Here is a 2,480-nt window from a genome sequence, read left to right on the forward strand (position 1 = left end):
GTCTTGCTCCCTCTGCAGTACTGGAAACAACACGTGTTTGTGCTAAAGGAAGATTTTCCTCAAGCCACAACTTTCCTTGTAGAAGTCCCTGTTCATGAGAACATATTAAGGTTATATCTGATAGCTTGGTTCCCTTTTTTACAAGAAGTGCTTGGTCTATTACAAGCTCAGTTTCACAAATCACTGAAATATCATCGTGGGAGAGAAGTTCATCAATATATGCAGTAACAGGACCTCCTACAGTGTTTTCTTGAGGAATCACAGCAAAGTTACACTGTCCATCAATCATTAATGTAACTGCATCACTTACTGTTTTTTCAGCATGATAAGATGCATCATCACCGAAAAATAGCATTGCTGCCTGACCTGTATAAGTACCTTCAGGTCCAAGATATGAAACACTTTCTTCTGTGAATCTTGTCCATTCAAGGTTCTCCTGGGAAGTAGCACAAGATACAAGAGTTAGCCCAAGAATAATAATTGTTAAAAGTTTTTTCATAAAAAGAATCTACTTCTTTATCACATTAAAATTCAATCTATATCTCAAACATATTTCCTTCTATATGTAGAATCATATTAACATTTGATAAAACTTTCTAATTCCTGTCTTCTATTATTACTTCTAATGTGACTTAATAGTACAACCTTATAAATAATATTTATCTTGTTAGAATTAAAATAACCATGTTATAATAGTTTGTACAAGCAGTGAACAAAAGGAGAAATGTTTTATGCAATATGGATACTTCGATGATAAAAATCGTGAATATGTAATAACAAGACCAGATATACCTGTTTCATGGACTAACTACCTTGGATGTGAGAAAACTGGAACAGTAATTAGCCACAATGCTGGTGGATATATGTTTCATGAAAGCGCTGAAAACCATCGAGTAACAAGATTTAGAGCAAATGGTGTTCCACTTGATCGCCCAGGACACTATGTATATTTACGAGATAATGATTCCAATGACTATTGGTCAATCTCTTGGCAACCAGTTGGTAAAAGCTTAGATAAAGCTAAGTATGAAGTAAGACATGGTCTATCTTACTCAATCTTTAAATGTTCATATAAAGGAATTAAAGCTGAGCAAAAGCTATTTATCCCACTTGGAGATGCAGTAGAGCTATGGGATATTAAAGTTAAAAACACCACAAAGAAAGATAAGAATATTTCTCTTTTTCCATATTGTGAATTTTCTTTTAACTTAATTGAAATTGATAATCAAAATCTTCAAATGTCACTATATTCTCAAGGCTCAAGATATGAATCAGGTGTTATAGAAATTGATAACTTCTATGACCCTGATATGTATCACTACATCACTACAAGCTTCGATGCCGATGGATTTGACTCTGTTCGGGATCAGTTTATTGGGGTTTATAATACAGAAACAAATCCACAAGGTGTAATTGATGGCAAGATGCATAATTCAGTTGAGCTAGGTGGTAACCACTGTGGAGCGTTTATGAAAAAGCTCACACTTAAGCCAAATGAAGAAAAACGTTTTATCATTATGCTTGGCGTTGGTTCCTTGGAAGAAGGTAAAAGAATAAGAGCAAAATATTCAAATATTGAGGAAGTTGATAATGCTTTTAACCAAATAAAGGAATTTTGGAAGGATAAGTATTCTAAGCTTCAAATTGATACCCCAAATAAAGAAATGAACACTATGATAAATACTTGGAATCTTTATCAAAGTGAAACCAACGTTAATTTCTCACGTTTCTCATCCTTTATTGAGGTCGGAGGTAGAACAGGTCTTGGCTATCGTGATACTGCACAAGATGCTATGTGTATCCCTCACTCAGCGCCAAATAGATGTAGAGAAAGAATTGAAGATCTCTTAAGAGGCTTAACAGAGCAAGGTTATGGACTTCATCTGTTTGAACCAGATTTATTTAACCCTGAAATTCCTAAAAAAGAAAAACGCCCATCCCCTACTGTAAAGCCTGAACCAGAAAAAGGTAGCTTAATACATGGCTTAAAAGATACTTGTTCAGATGATGCACTTTGGTTAGTAGCTTCCGTTTGTGAATATGTAAAGGAAACTGGTGACTTAGCATTTTTTGATAAAAAAATTAACTATGCAGAAGGCTCTGTAGACACTGTTTACGACCATTTAAAAAGAATACTTGATTTCTCTGCAAAACAAGTTGGTGAAAGTGGTATTTGTAAAGGACTACGTGCAGATTGGAATGACTGCTTAAATTTAGGGGGTGGAGAATCTGCATTAACTAGCTTCTTACACTTCTGGGCTACTTCATACTTCATTGAAGCAGCAAAGAAACTAAATAGAGAGGATGATGTAAAGCAATATAGTGTTTTAAAAGATAAAATTAAGGAAGCTTGCGAAAGAGTCCTTTGGGATAAGGATTGGTATATTAGGGGAATCACAAAGAGTGGTCGAAAGATTGGAACAAGTGAAGATAAAGAAGGAAAGGTACACCTTGAATCTAATGCTTGGGCAGTTCTTTCA

Annotated in this window: 2 protein-coding genes; one reads left to right on the top strand and one right to left on the bottom strand. The window is 34.8% G+C overall.

The window, feature by feature from the left end; genetic code table 11:
• The coding region (locus tag SOY52_RS09640) for a prephenate dehydratase domain-containing protein (RefSeq protein WP_320848744.1) at positions 1–499 on the bottom strand (499 nt) is incomplete at its 3' end.
• A gap of 232 nt (positions 500–731) precedes the next feature.
• Between SOY52_RS09640 and SOY52_RS09645 the strand changes: the two genes are divergently transcribed.
• A partial coding sequence (locus SOY52_RS09645; protein WP_320848745.1) for a GH36-type glycosyl hydrolase domain-containing protein occupies positions 732–2,480 on the top strand: 1,749 nt, incomplete at its 3' end.

The sequence above is a fragment of the Bullifex sp. genome (assembly GCF_034103065.1).
Taxonomy (GTDB): domain Bacteria; phylum Spirochaetota; class Spirochaetia; order Sphaerochaetales; family Sphaerochaetaceae; genus Bullifex.